The following is a 22,879-nucleotide window of genomic DNA, read 5'->3' as shown; positions in this document are numbered from 1 at the left end:
TCCGGAACGGCCCCCCGGTTTCACCGCCCACCACGATCTTTTCCGCCGGCGACCGGACCGCGGCGTCGGCGCGCCCACCCCCTCGTCCGGCGGGGGTACCTTCGGCGGATGCCCGACCTGATCGCCCCCACCGCCCACCTGCGCGACGCATGGCAGGAAGCGCACGCGGAATGGGGGCCGGGGCAGCACGAGGACGGCTTCGGACTGCGCCCGTCCGACGAGGTGGACACGCCGGCCGGGTTCGCCGCCTGGCTGGCACGACTGACGCCACCGCCGGACCGGTCCGGGGCGACCGACCACACCTGCACGTACCGCTGGATCATCGAGCGGGAGCCGGGACGGGTGCAGGTGCTCGGCGGGATCGCCCTGCGCCCCGACCACGACGAACAGGCGCACTGGGCCGGCCATCTCGGGTACGGCATCCGTCCCTCCGCACGCCGCCGGGGGCTGGCCACCTGGGCGGTGCGACGGATGCTCGCCGAGGCACGGCTACTCGGTCGGGAACGGCTGCTGGTCGTCTGCGCGACCGACAATGTTGCCTCGGCCCGGACGATCGAACGGTGCGGCGGCCTTTTCGAGGGCATCGGGGACACCCGCTTCGGCCCCACCCGACGCTACCGGATCAGGCTGCGCGGTTAGGGCCCGCTCACGACGGGCCGGACCGTCGGCCGGGGGATGGGCGATGTCCGATCGGGAAGTTTGGGATGCTGGGCCGGTCCGGCTACCGACCTGAAGGGACCTCCCGATGGCAAAGGTCATCTCCACGCTGTTCATCTCGGCCGACGGCGTGGCCGAGATCGACCCCGACTGGCACTTCCCGTACTTCGACGACAACATGGGGCGGGCCGTCAGCGCGGACTACGACACCGCCGACGTGCTGCTGCTCGGCCGGGAGACCTACGACAGCTTCGCCGGGGCGTGGCCCGACCGGGAGGCCGCCGGCGGTGACGACGCCCCCTTCGCCAAGCAGCTCGGCGACCTGCGCAAGGTGGTCGTCACGCGGCAGGCGAGGGAGCTGCCCTGGCGCAACTCCGAGGTGCTCGACGGTGACCTCCTCGACGTCGTCGCCGCGCTGCGTGACGACCCCGGTGTCGGCGGCGTCCTCATCCCCGGCTCGATCTCGGTGGTGCAGCAGCTGCTCGCCGCCGGGCTCGTCGACGAGCTGCGGCTGCTGGTGCACCCGGTGGCGGCGCGCAAGGGCCGCAGGCTGTTCGACGACGGGAACACCCCGTACCACCTGCGGGTGACCACGACCGAGGTGTACCCGACCGGGGTGATCCGGGTGATCTACGCGCCGACCGACGCGCCGGCGGCGGCCGGCTACGACGAGGCCAAGGAACAGTTGGCCGCCGGGGAGTAGCCCCCTGCCGACGGTGCCGTCCCGTCGTGACGCGCGACAGGCGTGCCGGGTCAGCCGGTGGCGTCGGGCGGGCGCGGGTCCAGCTCGGCGGCGGTGACGGCGCCCCGCGCCCGCAGCCACCCGACCAGCTCGGTGGCGCCCCGCCGGACGGCCGCGTCCAGGGCGGTGCGGTGCTCCCACGGCGGTACCCGGTTGAGCCGCGCGCCGCGTGCCCACAGGTACCCGGCGCAGGACTGCCGCCCGCCGTGGCACGCACCCCAGAACGCCCAGTCGATCTCGTCGGGCGTCGGCGGGGTGTCGCCGGTGCAGGCCCGCTCCACCCGGTCGTGCAGGCCGAGCGTCGCCGCGTCGACGAGGGTGGTGCGGGCCCCCCGGACGACCAGCCGGTACGCCGCCCGCCACTGGGCGAAGGCCCGCGCGTTCGCCAGCGGCGTGCCGTCGGCGATCACGCTCCCGGGAGCTTCGAGGTCGGCGCCGGCGTCCAGCAGCGCGTCGACGACGTCCACGTCGTCGCAGCTGGCCGCCCAGTGCAGCGGGGTCTCCCGGTGCGGCCCGGCGAACCGGGCGTCGACGTCGGCACCGGCGGCGACCAGTGCGGCGACGGTGGCGGCGCCACGCGGGAACCGGCCCGGCCAGTCGGTGACCACGTGCAGCAGGGTTCGGACCCCGCCGACCCGGTCGGCGATGCGCGCGGCGGCCAACCCCGGATGCGCGTCGAGCAGCGACCGCAGCCGGGCGAGGTCGCCGTCGCGGATCGCCCCGGTCACCGCGACCGCCAGCGGATCGTCGGCAGCGAGCAGTGGCGGGTCACCGGTCATCTGCGCGACCCTACCCGGGCCGGCGGCCGTGCCCCCGCCGCCCGGGTGCGTCCGGGGGGCGGTCGGTGCGGTGTGGTCGGGCGGGAAGCAGCAGGTCCAACGGCCGGGGCACGTGGTCCGGGTCGAGGGCGTGCACCAGCGCGGCGGCGTACCGGGCCTTGCGGCCGCTGGTGGTGCCCAGGAACCGGCGCAGTTGCCGCTCGACGGACCGGCCGCGCTGGGCGGGCTGGTTCTGGAAGACCCGGAACCGGGGCAGGTCACCCTCGGCGGCGAGGACGTCCTCGACTCCGGCGGGACCCGACGCGCGGATCAGTTCGTCCTCCAGGTCGGCGACGCAGACCGGGAAGCCCAGCGCCTCCATCGCGGGGCGGTCCAGGTCGACGCCGAGACCGACCTGCTCCAGGCCGCGTCGGAACCAGCCCTCTTCGGCCTCGTCGCACAGCCCCCGGACGGTCAGGCCGAGACCCGGCGGACCGAGCAGCCGCAGGAACCGGCCGACGCTCGTCGCACCGCCGATCGGCAGCACGCAGACGCCCTCGGCGGGCAGGTCGCGGCCACGCCGTACGGCCAGCGCCTCGACCGCGCCGCGGTCGCTGACCCCCTCGACGAGCACCACCGTGGTCAGCCCGGCACCGGCCAGGCGGCGGGCGAGCACCGCGGCCTGCGCCGAGTCCGGGCCGCCGGCCGCCCAGGTGTGGACGGCGACGCGGAAACGGTCCGGTTCTGGCACACGTCGAGTCTCGCCACCACCCGGCCCGCACCGCCACCGGATTCGCCGGAGGCGGACCGGCCGGTCATTGTGGGTGCCGGTCCCCGGGCCCGGCCGGCGCGGTGAACCGGAGCTGCCACCGGGGGCCGTACCGGCTGAGGCGTACCACCGCCAGGGGGGCGACGTCCAGCCGGGGCAGGGCGGCCATCGGCAGGCCGAGCGCGTGCACGATCGCCACCCGGACCACCATCGGATGGGTCACCGCGACGATCCGCCGGCCCGGCCCGAGCCGGTCGTCGAGCCAGCCGGCGACCCGGTCGCGCAGCGCGGCGAGGGACTCCCCACCGTGCGGCGTCGCCCCGGGCGTATCCCACCACTGTCGCAACGCCCCGGGCTCCCGCGCCCCGACGTCGGCCAGGCTGCGCCCGGCCCAGCCGGCGTAGTCGCAGTCGGCCAGCGCGGCCTCGACGGTGGGCCGCAACCCGAGGGCGTACGCGGTCTGCACCGCCGCGGTCGCCGGGCTGGTCAGGCAGGTGTCCACCGTGCCCAGTGGCCCGGTCCGCCCGTGACCGGCCAGGGCGAGAGCGGCCTGTCGACCGCCCTCGTCCAGGTCGTCGTCGCCCGAGCCGAACACCGCCCGCCGTAGCGCGCCGGTGTGGGCGTGGGCGACCAGCCGCAGGCTGGTCGAGGTCACGGGCGGGCCGGGGTGCCCTGACCGGTCAGCGGCTCGCGGGCCCGGTCGTCGGGGCGCGGCCCGCCGGGGCGTCGGCTCATCAGGGCGCTGAACAGCAGACCGAGGGCGGTCCACAGCACCACCTGGGTGCCGAGCGACGCCAGCCGGAAGTTCCACAGCAGCGTCGCCGGGAAGTCGTCCGGCACCTCCTGGAACGACGGCAGGACGACGTACCCGACGCCGACGACCAGGACGAAGCCGCCGAGGGCCGCGCCGTACCGCTGCCAGGGCGGCACGTCCGCGCGGACCGACCGGTAGCCCAGGGTGCCCGCCCAGACGGCCACCAGGCCGAGCACCACCAACGCCAGGTAGGCGGCGGTGCGCTGGTCGATGGTGTCGGGGTTGCCGACCGCCGGGGGATTGGCCGGGTACTTCCCGAACGGCACGAGCACCAGGCCGAGCAGGGCGCCGCCCGCCAGCAGCAACGTCGACCGGCCGTCGTCGGCGGCCGGGAACCGTCGGCGCAGCAACACGTACGCGGTCGCCAGCAGGCCACCCATCGCCGTCCCGAACAGCCCGGTGGCCAGGAACAGGCCGAACCGCTGCCCGTCCCGACCGACCAGGTCGTCGGCGTGGTGGTCGTCGGCCACCGGCCCGGTGTGGGTGGCGGCCTCCTCGATCGCGATGGCCGCGTCGATGCGCGGTTCACCGACGAGGTAGCCGAAACCCCCCGCGAGCAGGCCGGCGACGAGACCGGCGAGCAGCCCGCGGATCAGGACGGTGACGAAGGTGGGTGGGTTGTGGGCAGGGGTCAGTGGCACGGGACACCGAGCAGGTGCCGGCCGTCGTGCATCAGCTCGTGCAGGAACATGCCGCTGCGCGAGACCGCACCCTGGTCGAACGCGACCAGGTAGGTGAGCAGCAGGAGTACGCCGACGACGGCCAGGGCCGCCCACCACAGACGGGCGGACCCGACGGGGTGCACCAGCGGCTGGGCAGGAGTGGGACTCGACATGGGATTCGAACCTTCCCGGGGATGACGCGTCCCCATCGCAAGGCTGCGGACGACCGAGCGTCCTGGCTCGCGGGCCCGTCGACGACGGAACCGCTCACAGTGGCGCGACCGCGCCGGATTCCCACCGGCTTACCTCGCGACGCCGCAGATAGTGGGTCGACCGTAACGGCGCGACCCCCGACCGGTCAATCGTCACCCCGGGAATGTGACGTGCCGGCCGGGGCCGGCACGTCACCCGCCGACCGGCGCGGGGGAGCCGGGGGCGGTGTCGCGGCGGCGTCGTCGGGCCGCCACGCCCAGGGCGACGTCGACGACGAGGAAGGCGAGCAGGCTCAGCCCGAGCAGGGGCAGCGCCCAGCCGACCGCCGCCACCACCGGTACGCCGACGAGCACCGCCCACCACGGCAGGCCGCGTACGCCACCCCGGGGTGGCGGGGTACCGGTGCGGGCCCGCCGGTCCGCCCGGGTAGGCCGGCGCTGCCACCACATCCGGTAGCCCCACACGATGACGCAGAGCAGCCCGAGGGCCAGCGCGGCGAGCAGGACCTGGTTGACCGGGCCGAGGAGCACCCCCATGTGGGCCTGGATGCCGAGTCCACTGAGCTGGGCCAGCACCGGCCAGTCGGCGAAGTCGCTGCGGGCGGTGACCGTCCCCGCGGTGGGGTCGACGGCGACGCGGTCCTTGGCGACCGGCCAGGTGTTGTCGACCTGGGTGACCGTCCAGGCCGAGCCCGGCGCGCCGGGGGCGATCTCGACCGGTCCGGCCAGCCCGGCCGTCCGGGCGGCTGCCAGCACCCGGTCGAAGGCGGCCGACTCGACCACCCCGCCGGCCCCGGCGGCGCCGTGGTGGCCGCCGCCGGTGTCGGTCGGGCCCGGTCCGGCGGCGAGGGCGGTGGAGAGCTGCGGGGCGCGGGCGTCGAGCGCGTCGAGACCGGCGCCGAAGTTCGCCCCGGCGTACCGGGACCAGGTCAACCCGGTGGCCGCGAGGAACAGCAGGCCGACGGTGAGCCAGATTCCGGTGGTGGCGTGCCAGCCCCGGGTCCGCCGTACCCCCCGGGCGGCGGTCAGGTCCGGTACGAGCAGGTGCCGCGCGGTGGCCCGGGAGGCGCGGCGGCGACGCCACCACAGCACCACCCCGCCGAGCGCGAGCACCCACAGCCAGCTCGCGGCCAGCTCCGAGTAGTGCCGGCCGACCGTGCCCAGGTGCAGGTTGCGGTGCAGGTCGTCCAGCCAGGTGGTGGCCGGTGTGGACCCGAACCAGGTGGTGAGCTGTCCCTGCACCCGGCCGGTGTACGGGTCGACGTACACGGTGTGCTGCCTGTCCGCCAGTTCCGGCACGGTGAACACCACCTTCGTGGTCCGGTCACCGGTGCCGGGCTGCACCGCGCTGACGCTGCCCTCCGGGTGGGCGTTGCGGGCCGCCCCGACCTGGTCGGCCACCGGCAACGGGCGCTCACCCACCTGCGTCACGGTCAACCGGTCGCCGTAGAGCGCCGCGTCCACCTGCGGGGCCACCGTGTAGGCGAGCCCGGTCAACGCGGCGACCACCAGGAACGGCGCGACCAGGACGCCGGCGTAGAAGTGCAGCCGCAGCAGCAGCGCGCCGAACGGGGACGCGCCCCGGGCCGGCCGGGCGGGCGGGGCGGCGGATGACGCGGGTTCCGGCCTCGGCGGGTCGGACAACTCAGTGACAGACATATTCATCCGATCAGATGTGTCGGGATGTATCCGATGGTCGCCCCGTGCTTGCGGGTCAGCCGGTGTCCGTACGGTCGGCGTCGCCCGGTGAGGTAGTCGCAGCGGACGTCCCTGCGGTTCCCGGCACATGTCCGGCCGGGACGGCGACGTCTCCGGTCCACGGCGGACGTCTCGAAGGTGGACCGGCACCGGGTCTGCGGGGCCGCAAGCGCCTGCGGCGTACCGGCGGAGGGTGGCCTCAGGGGCGCGGCGACCGGCGTCGCCGACCCAGCACGGCCGCCGCCGCCAGCAGGACGACCAGCACGCTGCCGGCGACACCGACGACGGTGGCCCGGCCGCCGCCGCGCCCCGACGCGAGCGCGGCGGCCGGCGCGGCCGACGCGGTGGCCGGGCCGGCCGACGGCGCGGCCGGGCCGGCCGGGTCCGCCACGGTGAACGGGTACGACCCCTGCACCGGGTGCCCGTCGGCGGAGACCACCCGGTACGCGACGGTGTACGTCCCGTTGGGCAGGGGACCGGTCACCCGGACGCTACCCGTCGCGCCGGAAACCACCGGATCTCCGGTGGGGACTCGTCGTTTCGTCCCGTCGGTGAGCACGATGGTGGTGAATGTCGGGTCGAGCCGGGCCAGGAACTCCAGCGTGATCGCGGTGGGCGCGCGGGTCAGCGTCGCGTCCCGGGCCGGCGAGGCGGACCGCAGGCCGTTGTGCGCCCGGGCCGGCGTGGCGGCGACGAACAGGGTCAGGACGCCGGCCAGCAGCGCGGCGACGAACCGGCCGGCGGCCCGGCGGGACGGTGACGTGGTCGTCATGGGCCGGCTCACCCGAGGACCTGCTGGCCGATCCACCCGTCGGGCGGGCAGCCGGGCGGGACGGCGAAGACGGCGGAGCCGATCGGCGTGGTCCACTCGTTGAGCAGATCCCGGTCGGCGAGTCGACGTTGGATGGGCAGGAACTGTGCGGTGACGTCGGCCTGGTACGAGGCGAAGATCAGGCCACTGTCGGCGTGCCCCTGCGGGGTGGGCGTGCCGTCGTAGTTGTACGGGCGGCGCAGGATCTTCAACCGGTCGTCGGTGACCCGGGCCCGGGTGAGGTGGGAAAAGTCGGGGATGACGGTGAGCCCGTCGTCGCCGACGGCGGCGAAGTCGGGTTCGTCGTGTTCGCCGGTCCCGGTGAGCGGGGCGCCGGTGTCGAGCCGGCGGCCGACGGCGAGTTCCCGGTCGGTACGGCCGAGCAGGTCCCAGGTCTCCAGGTTCATGCTGATCCGGCGGACCACCAGGGTGGTGCTGTCGCGGAGCCAGTCCGCACCGTCGGGCACCCAGACGGCGGTGTCCAACGCGACGCCGGGGCGGGGGTTGGCGGTGCCGTCGAGCTGGCCGAACAGGTTGCGTTGGGTGTGCCCGGCGGGCTCGACGCCGGGGCTGCGCCGGAAGCCCTGCTGCACCCAGCGGACGGTGGCGAAGGGCCGGCTGTCCTTGACCAGCACCCGCTGGGCGTGCGCGACGGTGACCGCGTCGTCGGCGCAGATCTGCACCAGCAGGTCCCCACCGGACCAGGCCGGTTGGAGCCGGTCGATCCGCAACGCCGGCAGGTCGGCCACCGACGGTGGCCGCCGGTCGTCGACGCCCGCGGCCCGGTACAGGCCGGGACCGAAACCGAAGGTCACGGTCAGCCGCGCCGGCAGCAGCCCGAGTTCGGCCTCGGTGTCGGCCAACGCCGGTCGGCCCTGGGTGAGCCGGGCGGCGTCGTCGCTGAGCAGCCGCAGCAGCCGGCCCAACGCCGCCCGGTCGGTTCCCGGTCGCAGGGTGAACGCGACGAACGCGGCGTGGGCCTGCGGTTCGGTGGCCACCCCCGCCTGCCGGGGCCCGTGGAACGGCTCGACCAGGCCACCGACGGCCGCCACCGGACTCGGCTGCGGCGCGCCCGGCCCGTCGGTCGGCCCGTCCCGCCCGGCGCCGACCACCGCGCCGCCGACCAGCGCGCCCCCTGCGGCCAGGGTCCCCCCGGCGAGCAGGCCACGCCGGCTCACCGCGCGGACGCCCGGGTGTCCGGTCACGACGTCGGGCCGGTCGTCGGCTGTCCGCTCATCTCCGGCTGCCCGCTCGGCTGCGTCGCGGGTGCGCCGTGGCCGGGGGCGTAGCTCTCCTGCGCCCCGGTGAACGGCTTGGCCACGGCGGTGAACTGCTGGGTCCGGCCGTCGGCGAAGGTGAGGGTCACGGTGACCTCGTCGCCGGCCCGCACCGGCCGGCGGAGGTCCATCAGCATCAGGTGGTCGCCGCCGGGCTCCAACACGTGGGTGCCCTTCGCCCTGATCACGATGCCGCCCTGCTTCTGCCGCATGACCATCTTGCCGTCCTGCATGGTCATCTCGTGCAGTTCCAGCGCCGACACGGCGGTGGTGGCGCCGGTGAGCGTGACGTCGGTGTCGCTGTCGTTGACCAGCGTCCCGAAGGCCGCCGTCATGCCCTTGTCGGCCGCCTTCACCCACGGGTCCCGGATGCCGATCACCCCGGCGGGGGTGCTCGCCGGGGCCGAGACGCCCGCCCGGGTGCCCGACGCCGGGTCGGCCGGGCCGCAGCCGGCGGTGCCGACCGCCAGCAGGGCGGCGGTGACGGCGGCGAAGACGACGGGCGCGCGTCGATTCGCGCCGAGTGGACCGGTGGGACGCATGGGTTCTTCCTCCGTTGTGCTGATGCTCTGTCCCGTTGGTCGGTCACCGCTCACCGAAAGTTCCGGCCGGTCGGGATTGTGCCCCGCCGGGTGACCGGGCGGGCCGTCCCGCCGTCGTCGGCCGTCGCCGCCCTGCGGGCGGCGGCACCGGGCCGGGCGTCCGGGTCAGGCGGCCGACCGGTCGCGGGTCCGCGCCGAGCCCGCGTGCGGCGGCAGCAGGCGCAACGTCGGGGCGGCGGCGGGTACGTCGTCCGCGCGCAGCCGCCAGGCGGGCCGGTCGCCCCGGCCACGTCCGGCCGGGCCGTCCGGCCACAGCCGGGGCCGGGACAGCGCGACCACGATCAGATAGCCGGTGAGCAGGAACCCGTGACTGACCAGCCGGGTCGGCCCCACCCGGCCGGTGACCAGGTCGTTGGCCGAGAGCAGCACGAGCGCGGCGACGAAGGCGCTCAACATCGGCAGCAGCCCCCCGGTCGGGGTGCGCCGGGCGGCCACGAAGAGGAAACCCGCGCCGACGGCGATGTTCCACGCGGCCGACTCGTGCCACAGGTGCCCGGACGCCAACGTGTCGAGCGCGCCGTGGGCGTGCCCGGTGGCCGGGCCCCGGCCGACCTGGGCCAGCCCCAGCACCAGTTGCAGGGCGCCGATGAGGGCCAGCCCGGTGCGCAGGCCCGGCACGAGCCGGTCCCGCAGCCGGCGGGGGGCGGGGAGGGCGGCCAGCACGACGTCGGCGAGATCGGGACCGGCCGCCGTGGCTCCCGGCTCCGGCCCTGCCGGGACGGCGGTCGCCGACCGTAGCCGGTGGGGTGTGTCGACCGTCGCTTCGCAGCGGTCGGCGGTGGAGAGCGTCAGGCGGGACCGCCGGGTCACCGTCGCGGCCCGGTCACACCAGACCCGGCAGTCCGCGCACCCGTCCAGGTGCGCGTCCGCCGCGATCCGCTCGGCGGGGGTCTCCTCGCCGTCCAACTGTGCCGACAGGATCTCCCGCCACTGCTCACACCCCATGTACGGGTAGTCGGCCGGCAGGGCGTGGTGGTTCCCGCGGTCTCTCCCCGGGCACGGTCGCCGCCCGGGTCGGCGGTCAGCCGGCGGCGCTTCCCGGCCGGCGACGGATCGCCTGAGGGTTCCCCTCGACCGCCGCGACGAGGTCCTCGCGGGCCCGGGCGACCCGGGACCGGATGGTGCCGACCGGGCAGCCGCACACCTCGGCCGCCTCGGCGTAGGACAGGCCGAGGACCTGGGTGGCGACGAAGGCCTCCCGCCGGTCGGCGGGCAGGGCCAGCAGCAGGTCGTTGAGGACCACCTCGCCGTCGAAGCCGCTGCCCCGGGTGTCGGGCGTGTCGTGCCACTCGGACAGCGGCACCGTACGCGGACGCGACGTGGCGGCCCGGACGTGGTCGACGGCGGTCCGGCGGGCGATGCCGAGCAGCCAGGTACGGGCCGACGAGCGGGCGGCGAACGACGGCAGCGACCGCATCGCCCGCAGGTACGTCTCCTGGGTGAGGTCGTCGGCCTCGGCCGGGCTGATCAGGTGCGCGACGAACCGTCGTACGTGCTGCTGGGTGGCCCGGATGAAGCGGGCCGCGGCCTCCCGGTCACCCCGACCGGCGGCCAGCGCCCACGCGGTGATCTCCGCGTCGTCGTCGCCCACCTGCCACCTCCGTGTCCGGTTCTGCCGCCTGCCGTGCTCCGTCGTCGTCCGTCAACGGTAACGACGGGGTGTAGTAGGTCCCGGGTGAGCGTACGGCATACCCGGCGTCACCCCCGCCCACTGGTACGGACGGGAAGCGTCGGCGGATCATCCGTACCGGGTGTCGGGACCGGAGGCCCATCGTGACCAGCCGGGCACGGGGTGCGCAGCCGTGGACGAGTTTTGATCATCCTGGCCTCAGGTTGGGACGCCGTAGCCAAAACTTTTGCTATCTGCGTAAAAAGTTAGTGAACTATTGATTGAAGTCCGCTCTTCGTGAGGATGATCCGATGCGCTGTCCCCCTCCAGCCACCGGACCCGCCGGGCGTACCCTCGCCGGCCTGCTCGCCCTCGTGTTCGCCGTGGCGGTGGTCCTGCTGCCCACCGCCCCGGCGCAGGCGCACGGCACGCTGGCGATGTCCACCCCGGCGGCCAACGCCACGGTGGCCGAGCCGCTGACGACGGTGGAGTTGTACTTCACCGAGCAGGTCGCGGCGAACGCGTACTTCACCGTGACCGGGCCCGGCGGTGGCCGCGTCGACAACGGCTGGCGGCACGGCACCCCCCGCCCCCTGGACAAGCCGGTCCGGGAGTACCTGCTGGTCGACGGCAAGTTCGAGCCGAAGGAGTACAGCACCGGCTACCCGGCGGTGGTGACGCTGGCCCACCTGCCGGCGGCCGGCCAGTACGCGGTCAGCTACCTGTCGGTGGCCTCCGACGGCGAGCCGGTCCGGGGCACCATGACCTTCCGCTACACCGGACCGGCGACCGCCGCGCCGTCCGGCTGGCAGCCCCCGGTCGACCAGCCGGACCCGGCGCTGGTGGCCGCCGCCGAACAGCATGCCACCTCCGGCCACGCCGCCGGCCCGTCGGCCTCCGCGGTGCCGACCGCCCCGGCGACCGCCGCCGGGCCGGCCTCCCCACCGGCCGCCGCCCCCGACGACGACGAGGGCGGCCTCGGATGGCTGGCCTGGACCGGCGGAGCGGTGCTGGTCGCGGCGGCGGTCGGCTTCGCGGCGTGGCGGCGTCGCCCGGTGCCGGCGACCCGGCCCGCCGGCCGGTCCGCCGGTCGAGCGCGTACCCGGGGGACGGCCGGCCGGCCCGGTGCGGGTGCCCGCGTCAACCGGTCGAAGACGGCGGGCGGTGGCCGGAAGGCGGCCCGACCCGCCGCCGCCCCGCGTGCGGTGGTCACCGCACCGGTGCCGACACCCACCAGGACCGGGACGACCCCGGCGCCGGCGACCCGGGCCACGGCCAGGGCGGCATCCGCGACGACGCAGGCGACCCGGGCCACCGCCGGCGCGGCACCCGCCACGACGCAGGCGGCACCGGTCACGGCCGGTGCCGCAGCTGACGGGAGCGTCTCCGGCACCGAGGGAACGGCATCCGCAGCGACGACGTCCGACGCCGACGGGACGGTGTCCACCCCGGCCGGAGCCGCGCCGACCCCCGGGGGTCGACTGGGCAACACGGGTCTCGCGTTGCTGGTCGGAGGGCTGGTGGTGGCCCTGCTCGCGGGCTTCGGGCTCGGCCGGATCGGCTCCGGTGCCCGGCCCACCGACAGCACCACCGCCGCCCCGCCGGCCACCGGTGCGGCGCTGGCGGCCGGGGACGGGCACCAGCACGGGCCCGGCACCGGGGCGCACACCCATCCCGGCGACGCCGGTGGAGCCCAGGCACAGGTGACCGGGCTGTCGGTCAACGCCGGGGGCTACACCCTCCAGCCGGCGGCCCGGACCCAGCCGGCGGGCGCACGCGCCGACTACCGGTTCCGCGTCGTCGGCGCGGACGGCAAACCGGCGACCCGGTTCGCGGTCGTCCACGACAAGCCGCTGCACCTGGTCGTGGTGGGGCGGGACCTGAGCGGCTACCAGCACCTGCACCCGACCATGGCGTCGGACGGCACCTGGAGCGTCCCGCTGACGCTGACCCGGCCCGGCGGCTACCGGATCTATGCCGACTTCTCGGTGACCGGCGTCGACGGCACCACGGTCCCGCTGGTGCTGGGGGTCGACCACCAGGTACCCGGCGCGCACACCCCGGTCCCGCTGCCGCCGGCCGCGTCGCAGTCGACGGCCGGACCGTTCACGGTGACGATGGGCGGCGCCCCCACGGTCGGGGTGACCGTGCCGCTGTCCTTCCGGCTCGACGGCGTCGACCCGGCCCGCCTGGAGCGCTACCTGGGGGCGTACGGGCACCTGGTGGTGGTGCGCGAGGGCGACCTGGGCTACGTGCACGTCCACCCGGACCAGGAACTGGTGGACGGGACGGTGCGGTTCTGGCTGACCGCCCCGAGCGCGGGCCGCTACCGGGCGTTCTTCGACTTCCAGGTCGACGGGAAGGTGCACACCGCGCAGTACACCCTCGATCTGACCTGAGCGCGGTTGCGGCCGACCCCGCGTACGCCGCCGGGGTCGGCCGCAACCGCGACAGCCCGGCCCGACCCCGGGAGGTCGACGACGCGGGGGTGAATCGGTGGGCCCGCCCCCGGGGTGTCGGGGGGAACGGCCATGATGAGCCGGTGAAGATCCTGTCCATCCAGTCCTCGGTCGCCTACGGCCACGTCGGCAACTCGGCGGCCGTGTTCCCCCTCCAGCGCCTCGGGCACGAGGTCTGGCCGGTGCTGACCGTGCACTTCTCCAACCACACCGGGTACGGCGCGTGGCGCGGGCCGCTGCTGGCCCCGGCCGACGTGGCGGAGGTGATCGAGGGCATCGCCGACCGGGGGGTGCTCGGCACCGCCGACGCGGTGCTGTCGGGCTACCAGGGCGACCCGGCGATGGGCGCGGTCATCCTCGCCGCGGCCGACCGGGTCCGGGCGGCCAACCCGGACGCGGTGTACTGCTGCGACCCGGTGATGGGCGACACGGGCCGGGGGATGTTCGTCCGGCCCGGCATTCCGGAGTACCTGCGGGACGTGGTGGTCCCGCGCGCCGACATCATCACCCCGAACCACTTCGAGCTGGACTTCCTCGCCGGCCGGACGACCACCTCGCTGACCGCCGTGCTGGACGCCGTCGACGTGGTCCGTGCCACCGGGCCCCGGGACGTCCTGGTGACCAGCGTGCTGCACGACGACGTGCCGGCCGGTTCGCTGGAGGTGGTGGCCGTCTCGGACGAGGGCGCCTGGGCGGTGACCACGCCGCTGCTGCCGATCAACCCCAACGGCGGTGGCGACGTCACCGCCGCGCTCTACCTGGCCCACCTGCGCACGACGGGCTCACCCGCGATCGCGCTGGAACGCACCATCGCCTCGGTCTTCACCGTGCTGGAGCGGACCCTCGCCGCAGGCACCCGGGAGATCCAACTGGTCGCCGCCCAGGACGCCATCGCCGACCCGCCGGCCCGGTTCACCGCCCGCCGGCTGCGCTGACCCCCGTGGCCCGGCGTCCGGGCGGCCACCCGACCGGCACCCCCCTGCCCGGCCCGGCCGCGGTCCGACCGGCGGTGCGGTGGTGACCCGGCGCGCCCTCACCGGTCGGCGGTGACCGGGTCACCGGCCCGGCCGGCGGCCGGCAGGTGCTGGTCAGCGTGGTGCTGCTCCAACGCACCCGGGACCGGGTCGCGCCCCGCCTCCGGCCGGTGGTCGCCCCGCCCCGGGTGACCGGCCGACCCCGGTCGGCTCAGGGGGAGGTCGAGAGCGTGCTGATCAGGCCGAAGCCCCCGCAGCAGAGCACCCCCAGCACGGCCAGCGTGACGAGCAGGATGCTGTAGTTCGACCACATCCCGAACTTCGTCACGTCGGTGCCCTGCCCGTCGTGGACCCGGTTGCGCCAACCGCCGAAGCGGAACGACAGCGGGTAGACCATTCCGGGCTGGACGGTGAGCGCGGTGGTGACGATCGGGATGCCCATGAAGTCCGTGTAACGGATGTCGTGCGCCCCGGCCGGCACGGCCACGTACCAGGTTCCCTCGCCGGGGATCGACACCAACCGTCTGTCGACCTTGAAACGGCTGGTGGACGGGACGGGCACCAGATACGGACCCCGGTTGACCGAGACGGCCAGCACGGCGTGCCCCGGCGGCGGGGGGATCGGCTGCGGGTAGGCGATCAGCGGCGCGACGGGGCCGGGCGCGGACGGGTACGACGGCTGAGGGGGGTACGACATCGCCACATCCTGGCATGACCGTCGGACGCGGTGCGCGCGGGCGGCGTGCCACCGGCCGGACGGGACGACCCCGCGCGCACCGGCGCCCGCCCCGCAGGACGATCCGGCCCGGGTTGAACCGTCGGCACCCCGGTTCGTATAAGGGGGCCGGGACGGGAGGATGTCGGTGGGACCGAGGGTGTGGAAAGCGATGGTGGGGATGCGGCGGGCCTTTGTCACGGTGCTGCTGGCCGGGATCGCGCTGCTCGTGGCGGCACAGCCGGCGCAGGCGGCACAGCCGGCGGGCGTGACGCAACCGGTGGGTGCGGTACGGCCGGTCCGCGCGGTGCCGGCCGAAACCGGTCGGTACTACGTCGTCGGGCCACCCGTCGACGGGCAACGGGAGTACCTCTACGCCATCGCGCTGCGTACCCTCGGTAACGGCAACCGGTTCCGGGAGATCGTCGAACTCAACGTCGGCCGGGTCCAGCCCGACGGCGAGACGTTCACCGACGGGGTGGTCCTGCGCCCCGGCTGGCGGCTCGTGCTGCCCAAGGACGCACAGGGCCAGGGGGTACGGATCGGCCGGCTGCCGCAACTGGGCCCACGGTCACCGGCTCCGGCCAGCCCGAGCCCACGCGCCTCGACCCCATCCCGCCCCAGCTCGACCCCGCGTACGGCGGCCCCGTCCTCCGCAGCGCCCTCCCGTCCGGCCGGGACCGCCGCCGCGACCACCCGGGCCGTCGCCCGGCCCCCCGACCCTCCGCAGGCCGGTGGCGGGCTGGACCCGCTGCTGATCCGGGTCGGCGCCGGGCTGCTGGCGGTCTTCTTCGCTGCCGTGGCCGTGCTGCTGCTGCGTCGTGGCGGGCCCCGCCGGCTGGTGCTGGAGGACGACGGGCCGTGGCCGCCGCAGCGACACCACACCCCGACTCCCGCCGAACTCGCCGCCGGACCGGTGGCCGAGGAGGGGGACACCCCGCCGCCCCCGGTCACCCGCCCGTCGTCCGCAGCGTCGACGTCGGCGGCGATGCCGTCGCCCCCGCCGGCACCGCCGCTCACCCGGCCGGTCACGGCACCGGCACGGCGACCGGCCCCGCCGGCGGTCACCCCGCCGATCCTGCCCCCGCCGCCGTCGGTGGTCCTGCCGGCACCGCGTACCGCCGTCCGGCCCACCGCCCCGTCGGCGTCGCCCCCGGCGGCGGAACCGGCACCGCTGCCGGCCGCCGCGCCCCCGCCGGCATCGGTCCGCCCGGACCCGGCCGTCCTGCCGGGACCGGCCTCCCTGCCAGAACCGACCGCAGCGCCGGCATCGGCGTCACTGCCGGGGCCGGTAGCACCACCGGTGCCGGAACCGGTCGAGGGGCCGCCGTCCCCACCGGAGTCGACCGCAGGCCGGGCCGTTACGTCGGCTCCGGGGTCGGCGGAACTCCCGGCGGCGGAACAGGTCCCGGGATCGACGTCCGTGCCGGCGTCGGAGTCCGTGCCGGGGCCGGGGACCGACGTGGCGGCACCGGAGGCGGCGGGCCCCGGTACCCGACCGTCGCCCCCGGCGACGGCGGGCGGGCTGCCCGTGAAGCCGGTCTGGCCGCCCCGGGCACCACAGTCGGCACCACCCCGACCGACCCCGGTCGACCTACCGGCCGTCCCACCGCAGCCGCAGGCCGTCCCCTCGGCGGTCGTCCGGTCAGCGCCGTCGGCCGTCCCGCAGCCGCCGGCTGGCCCGGCTCCGGCGGTGCCGTCGGCCCCGACGCCGCAGTCGACCGGGACCGTCGCCGCACCGACCGCGACGGCATCCACCGGGATTACCGCCGCGTCGGCCGGCGTGGCACCCACCGGGACCGACGGTGCGTGGGTCGGGGTGGAGCTGCCGCGTCCGGCGGTGCCGACCGGCAACGAGGTCCCGTACCTGAGCACCGAGCTGGCGACCGAACTCGGGCCGATCCGGGTCAGGCTGGTCGGGGTCGCGGCGGGCCGGGGCGCGCCCGCGTACGCCTGGCTCGGCCCGGACGAGGCCGCGCCCCCGGCGACCCTGCCCCTGGTGCTGGGCCACCTGGGGCCGTGGCGGTTGCACGTCGACCTGGGACGGGCGCCCGACGTGCTCACCCTGGTCGGCGACACCGACGACTGCCGGCAGACGGCCGCCCTGTTCGCCCGGAGGCTGCGGGCCGGCGGGATCGGCGTGGCCACGGTGGGCGACGTGCTCGGCGGGCAGGCCCCGGAGGGTTGCCGTCCACTGTCGGGGCTCCCGGCGGCGACCGCCCCCGGCGTCGATCCGCCCGCGCCGTACGTGGTGTTCACCCCGGGCCTGGCCGGTGCGGAGCTGGCCGGGGCACGGCGACTCGCCACGGACACCGGGGGGCGGTGCGTGCCGGTGGTGATCGGACCGGTGCCGGCCGGCCGGTGGTCGGTTCAGGTGTCCCCGGTCGACGGCGGGTCCACCACCCGGGCCGGTACGGCGGACTGAAGGCCGGCGACGGCGGACGGCAACGGCCCCGGGGTGACCTCCCCGATCCGCTGCCACCCGCCCGCCTGCGCCCGGAAGGCGCGCTGCACCACGATCCGGTCGTACGAGCGGCTGCCGAGGACCAGGTCCACCCCGGCCCGGTGCAGCCGGTCCACCCTGGTCCGGACCAGGGTCAGCCCGGCCAGCATGGTGTGGGTGGCCCCGACGTCGACGGTGCGTCCCGCCGGCACCCGGACCTCCACCAGCAGCCGGCCCGGCCGGGCCACCGGCCGCTGCTGGTAGAGCGGCAACCAGCCCCGGGGCAGCCCCCGGGACCGGGCCGGCAGCAGCGCGTACGCCTGCCGGGTGCCGAAGCCGGGCCAGCGGCGGACGTCGTTCGGCATCCCGGCGACCGACCGGTTGGTGGGCGCGGCACGGATCCGCAGGGGTTCGCCGTCGGCGTCCACGGTGGGCAGCAGCCGGCTGAACCCGTCGGAGCGGAAGCCGCCCACCAGTCGGACCCGGTCCAGCCGGGCGGCCGGCAGCAGGTAGGTGTCGGGGCTGCCCAGGACGTACTTGAACCGCGCCGGCACGTGCGCCCGCAGCACCGCCATCGGGATCGCGCCGCCCGGGGAGATCCGCACCCGCAGCAGGTCGCTGCCGGCCGGGGCCGACCGGGGATCGAGGAACGCGGCCACGAACAACTCGACGCCGGGCACCCCGTCGCCGACCGCCCGCGCCGGATCACCCTCGACGAGGACGTACGCCTCGAACGTCGCGGCGTTGACCTGCTGGCCGCGCCGCAACCAGGGTGGGCCGTAGTCGGCCGCGCGGCGGCTCTCGGTGACCAGGGCGGGCCGGGGGAGGGGCACGGCCGGCTGTTCCGCCGCCCCGGCGTCGTCGCCGACCGGCGTCGGGGCGGTCACGTCGGCCGGGGAGGAAGCGGCGGTGCCGTCCGGTCCGGGGGTCGGATCGTCGACGCGGGCCGGTGCCGGGTGCCCGTCGGCCGGCCCGCTGTCGACGACCCCGGCGGCGGGGGAGGCGACCACGATCCGTTCCCGGTCCCGCCGGGACACCAGCAGCCCCTCGGGGGTCGCGTCCAGGGTCGACGGGCCGTCGGCGTACCTCGGTCGGTGTGCCTGCCACGCGGCGACCGCGCCCGTCGGGTCGAACGCCCGCAGGTCACGCCGGTCGTCGATCAGCTCGGCCCGGCCGCCTGCGGGCGGGGTCCAGACGGTGGCCCCGGTCGTCTCGGCCAGCTCGGCCACCTCCGCGACGAGCCGGGCCTGCTCGTCGGCGTCGGACGGCCAGGTCAACCAGAGCCGCAGGTCGGCGCCGTAGAGCGGCAGGTCGCCGAGGAGCGCGGCGAGCTGCCCGCCGCTGTGCACGTCCTGGGTGCCGCTGTAGGTGCCGACGAGGAAGCCGCCGGAGCGGGCGGTGACGGCGACGGTGACCACCCCGGTCGACGCGCCGAGGCGGTGCGCGGTGGCCCGCCTGGTCACGAAGTCGGCCCTGGTGGCCAGGGCGAGGCCGTCCGGCAGCGGCAACCCCACCACCCCGGTACGGGGACGGACCAGCCCGTCGTCCACCGCGAACCAGCCGGGCAGGGAGGTGGCGAGATCCGGTGGCTGGAGCACGAGCCAGTCCATCGGCTGGCGGGTCACCCGGTCCAGCGGCACCGCGTCCAGTGGCCCGCTGTCGGGGGCCGGCCGGGCGGGGCCGGTGGCCGACCGGTCGATGGTGTGCCTGATGTCCGAGCCGTCCGGGCTGACCAGCACGTCGTGCCCGAGCAGCCCGGCCACCTCGGTGAACAGGTCGAGGTGCCGGGCCCCGTCGTCGGCGAGGATCCGGACGTCCTGCGCCGCGTCCGCGCCGTGCCGGACCAGGGTGGCGACGGCCCGCGCGTCGAGCGGCCGGCCGGGGGCGGTGGGCACCACCAGTCGTCCGCCGGGGCCCGGGGCCAGCCAGAGGTCGTACAGGCCGGCGATGCGGCGGTGCCGGCGCGGGTCGAAGCGGCGGGTGGCCGGCACCCGGTCCAAGCCGTTGCCGCCCGCCGGCTCCGCCGTGCGCCCGAGCCCGTTCACCGCCGCCCCACCTTCGTCTCCACCGGCACCTGATCGCCCGGCCCGCCGTTCGTCGCCACCGTCGGTGGTGGACGGACGTCCGCCTGCCGGTCACCCGTCTCCACCGGGGGACGGCCCGAGGAGATGTTCCCGTCATCGGCGGCCGGTACCCTCGGCTGACCTCATGACGAGGATCATGGAAATCTGGTTCAGATTGATTTGAACGGACCGGCCGCTGATCCGCAATAGACGGTGAAGGCCGGTGACGCTCGGCCATGGTGACTGAAGGGGGACACCCAGTGCTGGCGAAGCGCTCGATCCTTGCCCGCCTGCTCGCGGTGGCGATGGCCGGCTGCGTGCTGATGGCGCCGACCGGGCCGGCTGTGGCGAAGGCCACCAACGATCCGCAGCCGTACGTGAAGTACTACGTGGTCGCGGCGCAGTACCAGGGCCAGCCGGAGAGCCTGACGGCGATCGCCCGGCGGTTCCTCGGCAGCGGCGAACGGTCTGCGGAGATCTACCACCTCAACACCGGCCGCGTGCAGCCCGACGGGTCCCGGCTGACCGACCCGGGCCGTCTGAAGGCCGGCTGGCAGCTGGTGCTGCCCTGGGACGCGGCCGGTGAGGGGGTGAAGTACGGCCAGCTCCCGACCGGCAGGCGGCCCACCCCGAGTGCCCGGCCCTCCGGCGCGGCCGGTCCCACGCCCGACGCGGTCAGCCCGAGCCCGAATCCGAGCCCGACCCGGACGGGCGGCAGCCCGCGACCGGGCGCGACCGGCCCGAAGTGCACCGCCACCACCGGGTCGAGCAGCCGGTCGGACTGGGCGCAGCTGCGGATGGCCGCCGACAGCGCCTGGACCCTGACCCGTGGCAACGGGGTCAAGGTGGCGGTGGTCGACACCGGCGTCGACGCGAGTGTGCAGCAGCTCAGCGGCCGGGTGGCGGTCGGCGCGGACGTGACCGTCGGCAACGGGCGCGGGGACACCGACTGCCTGGGCAGCGGCACCGCCATGGCGGGCATCATCGCCGGTGACAGCAGTGTCGACGGCAGCCCGGTGGGTATCGCGCCGGACGCCACCATCCTGCCCGTGCGGGTGGTGCGCGGTTCGGGTGCCGCGCGGGCGGCCGACGCGGCGAACGCCATCGAGGTGGCGGTCAGCGCCGGCGCGTCGGTCGTCGCGGTCGGCTCGCACGTCGACCTCGGTGACCCGGCGGTGGCGTCCTCCGTGGCCACCGCCCTCGACCACGACGTCCTGCTGGTGGTCGGTGCGCCGACCAAGGCGATGACGCCGCCGTCCCCGGCCGGCCGGTCCGGGGGCGGCGCGCTGCTGTTCACCGGCGGCGTCGGTGCCGGCGACCAACTCGCCGAGCAGTACGTGGAGGGCGCGGTGGAGGTGGTCGCGCCCGGGGTGGACGTGGCGAGCCTCGGGGTCGGCGGTGGCCGGGCGGTGAGCAACACCGGCACCGAGTTCGCCGTCGCGTTCGTCGCCGGGCAGGCGGCGTTGATCCGGGCGGCCCAGCCCGACCTGACCGCCGCCCAGGTCAAGGAGCGCATCCGCAGCACCGCCGACGCGATCGGCGCGGCCCCCGACGCCAAGTACGGCTCCGGCATGATCAACCCGGCCGCCTCGGTGTCGGTGGCGGTGGACGACCGCAACCAGGTGGCCAGCCAGCAGGAGGGCAACACCGGCGCGGCACTCGCCGTCATCCTCGGCATCGCGCTGCTCTGCGGCGTCGGCGTGGTCTTCGGCCTGCGGCTGCGTCGCCGCCGGTTCGCCGGCTGAGCCCGTCACCGGCCCGACCGCTGACGCCGGCGTCCGCCTGTCCGCCACCACAACTCGACGAGGAACGCCCCGAGGTGGCCCCACATCCGACGGGCTCCGGTGGACCAGGACGGCCCACCGGAGCCCGCGACCCGGGGTCGGCTACCGCCGGCTGAAGGTCTGCTTCGGATTGAACACGCAGATCCAGGACATCATCGGCGCGCCGACGCCGTGCCCGTCGACGTCCAGGCAGCGGTCGGTCTCCCGGTTGAACAGGGAGGTGCGGCCGTTGTACTCGATCCACTCCCACTTCTGGGCGGGGTTGCCGCTACAGATGGCGACCTGCACGGGCGTGCCGTCGCGCTTCTCACCCCAGGCCACGTCGAGACAGAGCCCGTTGGCCCGGACGCTGCCGTCGGAGCGGAAGTCCCACCACTGCGAGCGTTCCTCCCGGCACTTGTTCAGCACCGCCCGTACCCCGTCGCTGGTCCCGGCGGTGACGCACAGCCCGGTCTCCTTGCCCACGAGCTGCTTGGTGCCGGCCGGTCGGGTCGGCGCCGCCGCCGGCTTGGCCGACGGGCTCGCGGGCGGTGGCGGTGCGGCCGAGCTGCCCTCCGGGCTGGGCGATGGTGACGCCGGTGGCGTCACCGTCGGGCTGGCGGACGGCGACGCCGACGGCGGCTTCGGCCGCAGCCGGTTGTCGAGGGCGTAGTAGTCGGCGTGCTCCCGCACGGTCCGCAGGTACGCCTGCGTCCCGGCGTCCAGGTCACCGCCGGCCTGGCGGACGGCGGCGGGCCCGTTGCGGTACGCGGCCAGCGCCAGCAGCGACGGGTCACCCTCCAGCCCGGACAGCTCCTTGTGCAGGGCGCACAGGGCGGTGCCGGACGCCGGGATCGCCTCCTGCGGGTCCCAGGCCGAGGCGTCGGACGGGCCGTACGCCTGCCACACCTCGGGTCGGAACTGTGCGACGCCCCGCTGCCCCTCGGGGCCGAGCAGGTTGGCGTCGAACCCGGACAGCGCCATCAACTGCGCGGCGACCAGCGGCGGCGTCACCTCGGGGCAGACCGAGCCGGCCCGGACGACGAGCGCGGTGTAGCTGCCGGGCACCGCCTTGGGCTGCTGCACGCCGGAGCTGGGGCGGGCCTGGCCGGAACCGCCGAACGCGGTCAGCTTGCCGTAGTAGGCGGCGTACCCGCTGGCCTGGTCGACGTACCTGACCGCGTCGGTGGGCACCCCCTTGGCGTCGCGTACCTCGTCGAGGCCGGTGTGGAACGCGGCCAGCGAGAGCCGCCAGGTGTCACCCGGGACGTCCGCCAGCCGGACCTGGCCGCTGAGGTCGCACATCAGGTGGGCCAGGGCGAGGATGTTGGCGGCGGGGTCGGAGCGTTCCGCGCCGGGCCACGGCGCCCACGCCTTCCACGCGGCGGCGTCGAGACCGGCGATGCCCTGCCCGCCGGAGGCCGTCCGGCTGGCCCGGCCGTCGAGGCCCGACTCGGCCATCAGCTGACCGGCCAGCCGGGCCGAGGTGAGCGTCGGGCACGAACGGGCGGCGGCCTGGATGGTCGTCAGGTGTTCCTTGGAGACGGGCCGACCGGTCAGGTCGTCGTCGCGGGCCTCGGCCGCGCCCCAGCCGACAGCGGCCACCACCATGGACAGCACGGCGAGTCCGGCGACGACGAAGGCTGCGGTACGACGGGGGATCGACCCCAGTCGGGCGAGTACGGAGGGGTGATCGGATTTCACGGGAGGTGTCCCTTCCGGCGTGGCGACATCGCTGTCGTGACGGATGCGCGATGTCCTTGGTTCACCGGGCTCGAATCGGATCGGATGATTTTGGTCCGGTCGACATTGAACCGAGGGGCGTAGCGGGCCGTCAACGTGGCTACCGCC

At 75.8% G+C, this 22,879-nt stretch carries 20 protein-coding genes and 1 riboswitch; of the genes, 6 read left to right on the top strand and 14 right to left on the bottom strand.

Annotated features, from left to right (window positions below):
* The first annotated feature begins 108 nt into the window (after positions 1-108).
* Positions 109-639: a GNAT family N-acetyltransferase gene (locus tag FJK98_RS19330; protein WP_088644937.1), complete on the top strand. Its 531-nt coding sequence runs from the start codon at positions 109-111 to the stop codon at positions 637-639.
* Between the two features lie 106 nt (positions 640-745).
* The gene (locus tag FJK98_RS19325; RefSeq protein ID WP_145920269.1) at positions 746-1,360 is read left to right on the top strand and encodes a dihydrofolate reductase family protein; all 615 of its coding nucleotides are present in this window, start codon (positions 746-748) and stop codon (positions 1,358-1,360) included.
* Between the two features lie 50 nt (positions 1,361-1,410).
* On the opposite strand, the gene FJK98_RS19320 is transcribed toward FJK98_RS19325, so the two are convergent.
* From FJK98_RS19320 to FJK98_RS19270, 11 genes are all read right to left on the bottom strand, one after another.
* On the bottom strand, positions 1,411-2,178 hold the full coding sequence (locus FJK98_RS19320) for an ankyrin repeat domain-containing protein (protein WP_145920268.1): 768 nt from the start codon (positions 2,176-2,178) through the stop codon (positions 1,411-1,413).
* 10 nt (positions 2,179-2,188) lie between these two features.
* The gene (locus tag FJK98_RS19315; protein WP_205789052.1) at positions 2,189-2,908 is read right to left on the bottom strand and encodes a TOPRIM nucleotidyl transferase/hydrolase domain-containing protein; all 720 of its coding nucleotides are present in this window, start codon (positions 2,906-2,908) and stop codon (positions 2,189-2,191) included.
* Between the two features lie 64 nt (positions 2,909-2,972).
* On the bottom strand, positions 2,973-3,581 hold the full coding sequence (locus tag FJK98_RS19310; RefSeq protein ID WP_145920267.1) for a histidine phosphatase family protein: 609 nt from the start codon (positions 3,579-3,581) through the stop codon (positions 2,973-2,975).
* A complete protein-coding gene (locus FJK98_RS19305; protein WP_145920266.1) occupies positions 3,578-4,381 on the bottom strand; it encodes a CbtA family protein in 804 nt (267 codons plus the stop codon). The genes FJK98_RS19310 and FJK98_RS19305 overlap by 4 nt, the downstream gene beginning before the upstream one ends.
* Positions 4,372-4,575 carry a CbtB-domain containing protein gene (locus tag FJK98_RS19300; protein ID WP_088644932.1) on the bottom strand — a complete coding sequence of 68 codons (204 nt, stop codon included), beginning with the start codon at positions 4,573-4,575 and terminating at the stop codon, positions 4,372-4,374. Before FJK98_RS19300 ends, FJK98_RS19305 begins: the two co-directional genes overlap by 10 nt.
* Positions 4,576-4,635: 60 nt before the next feature.
* Positions 4,636-4,704: riboswitch (cobalamin riboswitch) on the bottom strand.
* 102 nt (positions 4,705-4,806) lie between these two features.
* On the bottom strand, positions 4,807-6,273 hold the full coding sequence (locus FJK98_RS19295) for a PepSY domain-containing protein (protein WP_145920265.1): 1,467 nt from the start codon (positions 6,271-6,273) through the stop codon (positions 4,807-4,809).
* A 238-nt stretch (positions 6,274-6,511) separates the two neighbouring features.
* On the bottom strand, positions 6,512-7,084 hold the full coding sequence (locus FJK98_RS19290; protein WP_145920264.1) for a copper resistance CopC family protein: 573 nt from the start codon (positions 7,082-7,084) through the stop codon (positions 6,512-6,514).
* An 8-nt stretch (positions 7,085-7,092) separates the two neighbouring features.
* Positions 7,093-8,301 carry a Dyp-type peroxidase gene (locus FJK98_RS19285; protein WP_145922879.1) on the bottom strand — a complete coding sequence of 403 codons (1,209 nt, stop codon included), beginning with the start codon at positions 8,299-8,301 and terminating at the stop codon, positions 7,093-7,095.
* 23 nt (positions 8,302-8,324) lie between these two features.
* On the bottom strand, positions 8,325-8,942 hold the full coding sequence (locus FJK98_RS19280) for a copper chaperone PCu(A)C (RefSeq protein WP_145920263.1): 618 nt from the start codon (positions 8,940-8,942) through the stop codon (positions 8,325-8,327).
* Between the two features lie 165 nt (positions 8,943-9,107).
* Positions 9,108-9,947 (bottom strand): zf-HC2 domain-containing protein, encoded by an 840-nt coding sequence (locus FJK98_RS19275; RefSeq protein WP_145920262.1) that lies wholly within the window; start codon positions 9,945-9,947, stop codon positions 9,108-9,110.
* Positions 9,948-10,023: 76 nt separating this feature from the next.
* Positions 10,024-10,593: a sigma-70 family RNA polymerase sigma factor gene (locus FJK98_RS19270; RefSeq protein ID WP_145920261.1), complete on the bottom strand. Its 570-nt coding sequence runs from the start codon at positions 10,591-10,593 to the stop codon at positions 10,024-10,026.
* 329 nt (positions 10,594-10,922) lie between these two features.
* On the opposite strand from FJK98_RS19270, the gene FJK98_RS19265 reads away from it, so the two are divergent.
* Both FJK98_RS19265 and pdxY read left to right on the top strand, forming a co-directional pair.
* Positions 10,923-13,010 (top strand): copper resistance protein CopC, encoded by a 2,088-nt coding sequence (locus tag FJK98_RS19265; protein ID WP_145920260.1) that lies wholly within the window; start codon positions 10,923-10,925, stop codon positions 13,008-13,010.
* A 143-nt stretch (positions 13,011-13,153) separates the two neighbouring features.
* Positions 13,154-14,005, top strand: a complete 852-nt coding sequence (pdxY, locus tag FJK98_RS19260) for a pyridoxal kinase PdxY (protein ID WP_145920259.1) — start codon at positions 13,154-13,156, stop codon at positions 14,003-14,005.
* Between the two features lie 250 nt (positions 14,006-14,255).
* On the opposite strand, the gene FJK98_RS19255 is transcribed toward pdxY, so the two are convergent.
* Entirely contained in the window at positions 14,256-14,741 is a 486-nt protein-coding gene (locus tag FJK98_RS19255) for a hypothetical protein (protein WP_145920258.1), read from the bottom strand.
* Between the two features lie 190 nt (positions 14,742-14,931).
* Between FJK98_RS19255 and FJK98_RS19250 the strand changes: the two genes are divergently transcribed.
* On the top strand, positions 14,932-17,184 hold the full coding sequence (locus tag FJK98_RS19250) for a hypothetical protein (protein ID WP_145920257.1): 2,253 nt from the start codon (positions 14,932-14,934) through the stop codon (positions 17,182-17,184).
* Here FJK98_RS19250 and FJK98_RS19245 read toward each other — a convergent pair.
* Positions 17,130-19,247, bottom strand: a complete 2,118-nt coding sequence (locus FJK98_RS19245) for a hypothetical protein (protein ID WP_240762171.1) — start codon at positions 19,245-19,247, stop codon at positions 17,130-17,132. The genes FJK98_RS19250 and FJK98_RS19245 overlap by 55 nt on opposite strands.
* Before the next feature lie 278 nt (positions 19,248-19,525).
* Between FJK98_RS19245 and FJK98_RS19240 the strand changes: the two genes are divergently transcribed.
* Complete coding sequence (locus FJK98_RS19240) at positions 19,526-21,010, top strand: S8 family serine peptidase (RefSeq protein ID WP_145920256.1); 1,485 nt, start codon at positions 19,526-19,528, stop codon at positions 21,008-21,010.
* Positions 21,011-21,151: 141 nt separating this feature from the next.
* Here FJK98_RS19240 and FJK98_RS19235 read toward each other — a convergent pair whose 3' ends face one another.
* Positions 21,152-22,732: a ricin-type beta-trefoil lectin domain protein gene (locus FJK98_RS19235; RefSeq protein WP_240762168.1), complete on the bottom strand. Its 1,581-nt coding sequence runs from the start codon at positions 22,730-22,732 to the stop codon at positions 21,152-21,154.
* Positions 22,733-22,879: the final 147 nt, after the last annotated feature.

The organism is Micromonospora sp. HM134, assembly GCF_007833915.1.
Taxonomy (GTDB): domain Bacteria; phylum Actinomycetota; class Actinomycetes; order Mycobacteriales; family Micromonosporaceae; genus Micromonospora; species Micromonospora wenchangensis.
The sequence above is the reverse complement of the archived record's forward strand: the minus strand, read 5'-3'. Positions and strand labels throughout refer to the sequence as shown.

Coding starts and splice junctions, on each gene's coding strand:
- FJK98_RS19330 (WP_088644937.1), top strand. CDS start 109: ATGCCCGACCTGATCGCCCCCACCGCCCACCTGCGCGACGCATGGCAG.
- FJK98_RS19325 (WP_145920269.1), top strand. CDS start 746: ATGGCAAAGGTCATCTCCACGCTGTTCATCTCGGCCGACGGCGTGGCC.
- FJK98_RS19320 (WP_145920268.1), bottom strand. CDS start 2,178: ATGACCGGTGACCCGCCACTGCTCGCTGCCGACGATCCGCTGGCGGTC.
- FJK98_RS19300 (WP_088644932.1), bottom strand. CDS start 4,575: ATGTCGAGTCCCACTCCTGCCCAGCCGCTGGTGCACCCCGTCGGGTCC.
- FJK98_RS19295 (WP_145920265.1), bottom strand. CDS start 6,273: ATGTCTGTCACTGAGTTGTCCGACCCGCCGAGGCCGGAACCCGCGTCA.
- FJK98_RS19290 (WP_145920264.1), bottom strand. CDS start 7,084: ATGACGACCACGTCACCGTCCCGCCGGGCCGCCGGCCGGTTCGTCGCC.
- FJK98_RS19280 (WP_145920263.1), bottom strand. CDS start 8,942: ATGCGTCCCACCGGTCCACTCGGCGCGAATCGACGCGCGCCCGTCGTC.
- FJK98_RS19275 (WP_145920262.1), bottom strand. CDS start 9,947: ATGGGGTGTGAGCAGTGGCGGGAGATCCTGTCGGCACAGTTGGACGGC.
- FJK98_RS19265 (WP_145920260.1), top strand. CDS start 10,923: ATGCGCTGTCCCCCTCCAGCCACCGGACCCGCCGGGCGTACCCTCGCC.
- FJK98_RS19255 (WP_145920258.1), bottom strand. CDS start 14,741: ATGTCGTACCCCCCTCAGCCGTCGTACCCGTCCGCGCCCGGCCCCGTC.
- FJK98_RS19250 (WP_145920257.1), top strand. CDS start 14,932: ATGGTGGGGATGCGGCGGGCCTTTGTCACGGTGCTGCTGGCCGGGATC.